Origin of the sequence: Sphingomonas sp. TDK1 (genome assembly GCF_001650735.1) — a bacterium.
Taxonomy (GTDB): domain Bacteria; phylum Pseudomonadota; class Alphaproteobacteria; order Sphingomonadales; family Sphingomonadaceae; genus Sphingomonas.
In genome coordinates this window covers 19,474-27,729 of the sequence record NZ_LXVY01000008.1, presented here as the reverse complement: position 1 = coordinate 27,729, position 8,256 = coordinate 19,474, and the positions used below count along the sequence as shown (strand labels likewise).

The following is an 8,256-nucleotide window of genomic DNA, read 5'->3' as shown; positions in this document are numbered from 1 at the left end:
TCATGGAAAACCGAAGGAAACCTGCGCCTCCCGCCACCACGCTCGACATAAACTGCGACTGCAAAGAATACGTCATCGATTACCTGCAGCGGGCTTTCCCGACCCGGCAGATGAAGGTCTTCACCGACGACACCGGCACCGCGCGCTCGATGCCGATGGTCGATGACGACGGCAACGCGGTCTACAACCCGGAGGCCGAAGCGGCGCGCGAGCGCCTGATCGAGCACCTCTGCGCGCTGCCCCCGATCATGTCGGCGCTGGACGCCATGCTGGAGCATTTCGGGCACGACAACGTCGCAGAGATCACGGGCCGCACCAAGCGCCTCGTCAGCCGCGGCGATGGCGGCCAGAAGCTCGAGTCGCGCTCGACGCGGACCAGCCAGGTCGAGGCATCGGCGTTCATGGAAGGGCGCAAGCGCGTCCTCGTCTTCTCGGACGCGGGTGGCACCGGCCGGTCTTACCACGCCTCGCTCGATGCCAAGAACCAGCAGCAGCGCGTCCACCTCCTGCTGGAGCCGGGCTGGCGCGCCGACCGGGCCATCCAGGGCCTCGGGCGCACCCACCGCACGCATCAGGCCTGCTCGCCGCTGTTCCGGCCCGTCACGACCGACTGCAAGGGCGAGCTGCGCTTCACCAGCACCATCGCCCGCCGCCTCGACAGCCTCGGCGCGCTGACCCGCGGCCAGCGGCAGACAGGCGGGCAGAACCTGTTCGACCCGGCCGACAACCTCGAAAGCGAGTACGCCTGCGCCGCGCTCATCAGCTGGTTCCACCTGCTCCACGCGGGCAAGCTGACCAGCACCACGCTCGGCGAGTTCCAGGATCGCACCGGCCTCGAGCTCTGCGACCAGGATGGCGTGCTGAAGGAAGAGCTGCCCCCGATCCAGCGCTGGTTGAACCGCCTCCTCGCCCTGCCGATCGACCTGCAGAACCGCATCTTCGACGAGTTCCTGGCGCTTGTCGAAACCCGCATCGCCGCGGCGCGGGATGCCGGCACGCTCGACGTCGGTGTTGAGACGATCATGGTAGACCGGGCGACGGTCCGCGACGACACGCTGCTCCGCACCGACCCCGTGAGCGGGGCCACGTCCCACCTCCTGACGATCGAGATCGAGCGACGCCGCAACCCCGTGACGCTCGAGCGGATCCTCCGCATCGTCGAGGCGGACGGGACGGCCATCCCGATGAAGAACGCTAAGTCGGGAAAGGTCGCCGTCCAGACCCGTGCCCGTGCCGGCATGAGCGAGGACGGCGCACCCATACCCCGCGTCGAACTTCTCCGCCCTACCCGAAAGGAGTATTTCCGGGAGGAAGACCTATTCGAATCCGCATGGGAGGCGATCAGCCATGACGAGCTGGTGGACCTATGGACTGCCGAGGTTGCGGAGGCGCTCGACACGGTCGACACCGAGACGATCCGGCTCGCGACCGGGCTTCTCCTGCCGATCTGGTCCTCGCTCCCCTCCGATCACCTCGTCGTGAACCGCATCGTCGACGGCGAAGGCAATTCCTGGCTCGGACGCCTCGTCTTCGACTCCCACGTCGTCTCGCTCTTCACCAAGCTCGGGATCGACAAGGCGGACAACATGCCGCCCGCCGACATCGCCGGGTCCGTCCTGGGTGGGAGCAGCGTCGACCTCACCCGCCCGTTCCCGATGACGGTCAAGCGCGCGATCGTGAACGGCAAGCCTCGCGTCGAGATCAGCGGCGCCCCGGCCGAGCAGATCGCATGGCTCAAGGCGCAGGGCTGCTTCACCGAGATCATCCAGTACCGCACGCGCGTCTTCGTGCCCGTCGACCGGGCGGCCGACGTCCTCTCCGCGGTGCTCAAGGACGCCTGAGGGAAAGGGGAGGGGGGTCGAGGAGGGTGTCCGGGATGGACCGGATGCCAGAAGGAGTTGCCCCAATGTTTCAGACCGTCAAGCTGGCGAAGCTCCGGCTTTCGCCGATCAACGTCCGTACCGTTTCCGATGACCAGCTGCGCATCCCCGAGATGGCGGCCGACATCGGCGCGCGCGGCGTTCTCCAGAACCTCCTCGTCACCCCCGTCACCAAGCCCCGCGGCATGTTCGAGGTGTTCGATGGCGGCCGCCGCTGGCGCGCGCTGTCGATGCTCGCCGAGAGCGGCGCTATCAACCCGGAGGAGTACGACGTTCCGGTCCTCGTCGTGAAGGCCGATGTCGCGGCGCTCAGCGAGACCTCCCTCGCGGCCAACTTCCACCAGCTCAAGCTGACGCCGGCGGAGGAGTGCCGCGCGTTCCAGCACTTCCTCGGGGTCGACGGCGACATCGACGCGGTCGCCAAGCGGTTCGGACAGACCCGCCGCTTCATTGAGGGCCGTCTCCGGCTCGCCACGCTCGCGCAGCCGATTTTCGACGCCCTCGCGGCCGGGGAGATCAGCCTGGAGATCGCGAAGGCCTACGCCTCGACCGACAGCCAGGACAAGCAGCTGCTCGTCTGGAACAGCTACAGCGGCCACAGCTACGTGAACGCCGACACGATCCGGCGCGCGATCGTCCACCAGACGATGAAGGCGACCGATCCGGTCGCGCTGCTCGTCGGTGACGCCGCCTATCTCGCAGCCGGCGGCAAGATCGTCGCGGACCTGTTCTCCGAGGACGGCGACCGCTGGGTCGACCCCGAGATCGCCGAACGCCTCGCCGCGGCGAAGCTGGAGGCCGAGGCGACCCGCATCGGCGAGGAGACCGGCCTGGCCTGGATCCGTCCGATCGCGACGCACCACACCTACAATGCCGCTTCTGGCCTGTATCGGGTGATCCTCCCGACCGTCCCCATGACGGAGGAGGAAGACGCGCGCGTCACCGAGATCGAGGACCGCCTCGAGGCGATCCAGTCCGAGATGGAGGACGAGGACATCACGCAGGAGGCCTATGCCGAGCTGGATGCTGAGTTCGACCGCCTCGACGAGGAGCGCAACACGCTCAACAGTCGCCCGAGCATCCTCACCGACGAGCTGCGGCCGCTGGTCGGCGCCTTCCTGACCCTCAGCCAGCGCGGCGAGATGGTGCTCGACACCACCTACTACAGCGAGAAGCCGATCCGGCTCGGCGCCGACGGCAACGTCGCGCCCGACGGGGAGGCAGGCGGCGCCGGAGGAGGCGATCCCACGGCGACCGTCACCGGCGGGAGCGGCGCTGTTGGCAGCGACCCGGCACCCCGTCCCGAGACCATCGCCCCGGGCGGGAAGCCGCTGACCGCCCGCCTCCAGGACGAGCTTGCGGTGCAGCGCCGCGACGTGCTCGCCGCGAACCTCGTCCAGCATCCGGGACTCGCGCTCGATTACGCGATCTTCGTGATGATCGACGCGCGCAACAACGGCTCGACCTACTACGGCACCACCGTCCGCGCCCGCGGGCCGATGGACCCGTCGGTGGGCGAGATGCCGTCGACCCGCGCGCGCGAGTATCTGGCCGAGTGCCACGACGGGCTGGTCAGCGATTGGATGGGCCACGCGACCGCGGTCGAGCGGTTCGAGGCCTTCCGCGAGCTCGACGACGACAGCAAGGCGGCGTGGCTCGCCTATGTGGTCGCGGTCTCGCTGGAGGCGAAGGACGGCTTCTCCGGCCCGTCGCAGAACCCGCTCCAGAACCGGCTCGCTTCGATCATGGAGGTCGATGTCGCAGCCTGGTGGCGGCCCACGTCGCAGAACTTCTTCGACCGGGTGCCTAAGGGCTCGCTGCTCACCCTCCTGCACGACGTCGGCGGTCCCGCGCTCTCGGGTCGGTACGCCGCCTCGAAGAAGCCCGACATCTCGGCGTCGTGCCACAAGCTGTTCGCCGGCGAGGCGCTGGTGGAGGCCGACGTGAAGGAGGCGGCGCTCGCCTGGGTGCCGGCGACGATGCGCTTCCTCGACGATGCCACCGACGACACCCTCGCCATCGCCGATGACGAGGATCTCGACCAGCCCGGTGCCGGCGACGACGCCGACGGTGAGAGCGTACCGCTCGAGCCCGTCGAGCGCTCGGACATGCCCGACGCCGGCGACGGCGAAGACCTGCTCGAGGGCGAGACCGCCGAAGCGGCCTGACGACCCACCTACCTCCTCCTGGGCGACTGAGCCGCCGGCGCTTTCCCGCGTCGGCGGCTCTTTTTTGCCCTCAGATCGGACAACAGACCATGCCCGGGCACAACAAACCGAGCCGCGACGTGGCGGCCGAAATCACGAACCTCATCATCGAGAAGCTGGAAGCCGGCGTCGCCCCCTGGAATCGTCCCTGGCGCTCGCGCGGGGGCAGCGGCGGCCTCCGCCCGCTGCGTCACTGCGGCACCCCGTACACGGGGATCAACACGCTTTACCTGTGGGCGCTGGGCGACGTTCGCGGCTACTGCTCGCGCTTCTGGATGACCTTCCGCCAGGCCGAGGAGCTCGGCGCGCACGTCCGCAAGGGCGAACGCGGAGCGGTCTCGGTCTACTATTCCTCGTTCAAAAAGACCGAGACGAACATCGTCACCGGCCAGGAGAGCGAGAAGAACATCCGCTTCCTGCGCCATTACATCGTGTTCAACGCGGACCAGATCGACGGCCTGCCAGCCTACTTCTACGCTCCCCCGCCGATCGAGACGCCGATCTCGCCGTCGGAGCGCCAGGCGGCGATCGACGCCTTTGTCGATCCCATCCCGGCCGATGTACGCCACGGCGGTAACGAGGCGTTCTTCTCGCCCACCTTCGACTACATCCAGATGCCGTCGCCAAGCGCGTTTCGCTCGATGGACCATTATGCCAGCACCCGACTCCACGAGACGGTCCATTGGTCGGGGCACGCTTCGCGGCTCGGCCGCAAGTTCGGCAAGCGGTTCGGCGACAAGGCTTACGCCTTCGAGGAGCTTGTCGCGGAGATCGGTGCTGGCCTCGCATGCGCCGAGGTCGGGCTCCCCAACGAGCTTCACGACAATCACGCCAGCTACGTCGCGCACTGGCTCGGCATCCTCCGGGCCGACAAGACCGCCATCATCCACGCGGCCTCGAAGGCGGAACAGGCCTACAACTATCTCCGCGCCTTCGGCGAGCCTGCCGCGATCGTGACCGACGAGGCCGAAGACCTCGAGGTGCCGGCTCTTCTGGAGGCGGCATGATGGACACGATCGAGATCCAGCGGCTCGCGTGTCTGTCGACCGCCCACCTTTCCGCCGATGTCGCCCGCCAGCTGGACGCCGTGGTTGCCGGCATCGTGCCGATCGCCGGAGGCGACGCGACCTGGCATAGCCTCATCGTCGCCGAGCGCTGGCGCGACTATGGCTGGTGGATCTTGGTCGGGTCGGACGGCCGCGACCGGATGCCCGACACCCTGCGCGCCTGCCTCGATGCGGCCGAGGCCGCGGGCGCCGATTGGCTGCAACTCGACCGGGACTGCGAGCCCATCGCCGCGCTCCCGACGCACGACTGGTAATCCGATCCTGCAGGAGACCCGACATGGGATGGTTATACATGCCGCGTTGCTCGATGGCCGGGCACGCCTCGCCGACGGCCTATCTCGACGACCAGTTCACCTACACCCGCGACCAGGACGACGGCTCGACCCAGGGGCTGAAGGTGATTGCCTCGTCCTGCCCAGGCAACCGCGTCTACTACGCCGCTGCGCAGGTCCTCGCGAACGGCATCGGCGGAGAAATCTTCGCGATCGTCTGCCTTGTCCGCTGGAACCTCAACGACAAGGAGGGGATGATCTTCGGCTACAAGGACAGTGCGCCGTTGCGGCGCTGAAATGGAGTATCAGTGATGATGAGGTAAGTTGAGAATGCCTCTGCTCGCCGGACTAACCTCGGGCCTCACAAGGTCTGAAATCCCGAAAGGGACGGGGAACAATAGCATGTTCGGAAAAGGCCAGATGCGTCTTAGTCGCAAATGGAGGCGATGACGGTCAGGGCAAGGTGCGTATGGTGAAGGCTACACTGCTTAAATCCCAGTCTGCAGCAATCTATATAGCGATACTGGCGAAAGCGACTGTCACGCCAGGTCCGGATGATGACAGCGGTCTCATGTCTTGGCCGCCTGTTTCTCAGCCCATCCGGTGCGCCTCTCGTCGAGGGGTTTAGTGGACGAACGGGACACCTAACCGCGCCGCATCTCCATTCAGCGTAACTACGGGATGCCCTAAACAGGCGGCTTCTGCCGGCCTGCATGGGTACGGAGCCGCCATATTACTCAAATGCCCGGGGTAATGCCCGGGACATCGACCTCTTCGGAGGCGGCGGTGCAACTGTATAAGGTCTCGAGCGATCGGGCCGAAAGCGGGGAAGACCGGGGGAAGGGCGGCAGCTGTGATTCTTCAACCACCGATCATGGGGTGTGCTGATGCTGCCAGAAACTGTGAAAGGCCGGTTGGAGGCCATTCCGGCGCTCGTTGCGTCGGGCAAAAGGGTGAATGGACTCTATCGTCTGATGGGGTCTCGCCTCCTTTGGGAGGAGGGGCTCCAGAAGATCGGATCCAACAAGGGTGCGATGACGCCGGGTATTGACGGCGAGACCTTCGCGGACTTCGGACCGGAAGACCTCGACCCGATTATCGCCAGCGTGACGGCAGGGACCTATGATCCCAAACCAGTGCGTCGGGTGTTTATCCCGAAAGGCAAGGGCAAACGGCGTCCGCTGGGCATTCCCACGCGCGACGACCGCCTCGTTCAGGAAGTGGCGCGGCAACTGCTCGAACGGATCTATGAACCGGTGTTCTCGAACGCCTCCCATGGATTCCGGCCGGGCCGGTCGTGTCATACGGCGCTTGAACACGTCAAAGCCGTATGGACGGGGGTGAAATGGCTCGTAGATGTGGATGTCGCGGGGTTCTTCGAGAACATCGACCACGACATCCTCCTGCGGCTGTTGCGGAAAAGGATCGATGACGAGAAATTCATCGGCTTGATCGGCGGCATGCTTAAGGCGGGTGTTATGGAAGACCGGGTTCACACCCGGACCTACAGCGGCACTCCGCAGGGCGGTATCGTCTCTCCAATCTTGGCCAACATCTACCTCCATGAACTCGATATGTTCATGGCGGAACGGATCGCGGCTTTCGAGAGGGGGAAGGTCCGTGCCACGAACCCGGAATATGGGCGACTGGCTGGGCGCATCCAGAAACAACGGAAGCGCGTCACCATGCTGCGGGCCAAAGACAATGTCGACGAGGTGAAGGTTGCGGCCTCCTTGGCCAAAATCCAAACCTTACTGCCGCAAAAGCGGTCCATCCCGTCGAGAGACGCGATGGACCCCGGTTATCGCCGACTTCGTTACTGTCGCTACGCGGACGACTTCATGATTGGGGTTATCGGTAGCAAGGAGGATGCACGAAGCGTGTTCGCCGAAGTCAGGGCATTCCTGACCGAGGCGCTGGCGCTCACGGTGTCCGAGGAGAAAAGCGGTATCCGCAAGGCGAGCGATGGAGCCGCCTTCCTTGGATATGAGGTCCGCACATATACGACACGCCAACGGGTTGTCCGGAGCCGACAAGGTTCCGTCAGCTTCCTTCGTAGGCCGCCGTCGGAAGTGATGCAGCTGCATGTCCCTTGGGAGAAGGTCCACGCGTTCGCTTCTGCAAAAGGTTATGGTGATCTGTCGGTGTTGAAGCCGCGTCATCGTAGCCTGCTGCTCAGCTGCAGCGACGTTGAGATCGTCCTAGCTTACAACGCCGAATTGCGGGGTTTTGCGAACTACTATGCTCTCGCCAAGGATGTGAGCTTCAAGCTGAACAGGCTTGAGTTTCTCCAGCGGTGGAGCTTGTTCAAGACCTTGGCCAGCAAGCACAAAACCAATGTGCGAGCGGTCGTGGCCCGCATGAGGACGGGGCAGGAATTCACCATCGGCTACGACGTCGATGGCCAGCCCCGATCGGTCAAAGTCTGGAAACTGGCTCATCTGAAACGTGATCCGGCCACCTCGTCCAGGATTGATATCCAGCCTTGGACGCAGGTGTTCACCCACTCACGTACGGACTGGGTTGATCGTCAGAATGCCAAGCAATGCGAGGCTTGCGGTCGATCCGATGTTCCGTGTCAGGTGCACCATATCCGGGGGATGGCCGATGTTTCGCACCGCGGTTTTGTCGTGAGAATGAAGGTGGCACGCGCCCGCAGGACGGTGGTCCTGTGCGAGCAATGCCACTGGGATACTCACAGAGGCCGCCTGCCCGATCTACGGCAAAGTGATGGTTCGTCACAGTGGAGAGCCGCATGCGGTGAAAGCTGCACGTGCGGTTCGGCGGGGGGATCAGGGCTGACTCCATGAGCAGCACCAATCCTACCCGA

The 8,256-nt window shown here is 65.2% G+C and carries 6 protein-coding genes; all 6 read left to right on the top strand.

The features are described 5' to 3' along the window. Positions 1–2 precede the first annotated feature (2 nt). The 6 genes from A7X12_RS08165 to A7X12_RS08140 all read left to right on the top strand — a co-directional run bounded on the left by A7X12_RS08165 (position 3) and on the right by A7X12_RS08140 (position 8,236). Entirely contained in the window at positions 3–1,841 is a 1,839-nt protein-coding gene (locus A7X12_RS08165) for a strawberry notch C-terminal domain-containing protein (RefSeq protein ID WP_064311176.1), read from the top strand. A gap of 65 nt (positions 1,842–1,906) precedes the next feature. Beyond that, positions 1,907–4,048 (top strand): ParB/RepB/Spo0J family partition protein, encoded by a 2,142-nt coding sequence (locus A7X12_RS08160; protein ID WP_064311175.1) that lies wholly within the window; start codon positions 1,907–1,909, stop codon positions 4,046–4,048. A gap of 89 nt (positions 4,049–4,137) precedes the next feature. Next, the gene (locus A7X12_RS08155) at positions 4,138–5,094 is read left to right on the top strand and encodes an ArdC family protein (RefSeq protein ID WP_064311174.1); all 957 of its coding nucleotides are present in this window, start codon (positions 4,138–4,140) and stop codon (positions 5,092–5,094) included. After that, entirely contained in the window at positions 5,091–5,408 is a 318-nt protein-coding gene (locus tag A7X12_RS08150) for a DUF5983 family protein (RefSeq protein WP_232318411.1), read from the top strand. Before A7X12_RS08155 ends, A7X12_RS08150 begins: the two co-directional genes overlap by 4 nt. A 38-nt stretch (positions 5,409–5,446) precedes the next feature. Then, the gene (locus A7X12_RS08145) at positions 5,447–5,722 is read left to right on the top strand and encodes a hypothetical protein (protein WP_443029296.1); all 276 of its coding nucleotides are present in this window, start codon (positions 5,447–5,449) and stop codon (positions 5,720–5,722) included. Between the two features lie 591 nt (positions 5,723–6,313). Beyond that, positions 6,314–8,236: a reverse transcriptase domain-containing protein gene (locus A7X12_RS08140; protein WP_064311172.1), complete on the top strand. Its 1,923-nt coding sequence runs from the start codon at positions 6,314–6,316 to the stop codon at positions 8,234–8,236. Positions 8,237–8,256 lie beyond the last annotated feature (20 nt).

Excerpts from the sequence above, each read along its gene's own strand:
- A7X12_RS08155 (WP_064311174.1), top strand. The coding sequence starts at position 4,138 with ATGCCCGGGCACAACAAACCGAGCCGCGACGTGGCGGCCGAAATCACG.
- A7X12_RS08140 (WP_064311172.1), top strand. The coding sequence starts at position 6,314 with ATGCTGCCAGAAACTGTGAAAGGCCGGTTGGAGGCCATTCCGGCGCTC.
- A7X12_RS08165 (WP_064311176.1), top strand. The coding sequence starts at position 3 with ATGGAAAACCGAAGGAAACCTGCGCCTCCCGCCACCACGCTCGACATA.
- A7X12_RS08150 (WP_232318411.1), top strand. The coding sequence starts at position 5,091 with ATGATGGACACGATCGAGATCCAGCGGCTCGCGTGTCTGTCGACCGCC.
- A7X12_RS08160 (WP_064311175.1), top strand. The coding sequence starts at position 1,907 with ATGTTTCAGACCGTCAAGCTGGCGAAGCTCCGGCTTTCGCCGATCAAC.
- A7X12_RS08145 (WP_443029296.1), top strand. The coding sequence starts at position 5,447 with ATGCCGCGTTGCTCGATGGCCGGGCACGCCTCGCCGACGGCCTATCTC.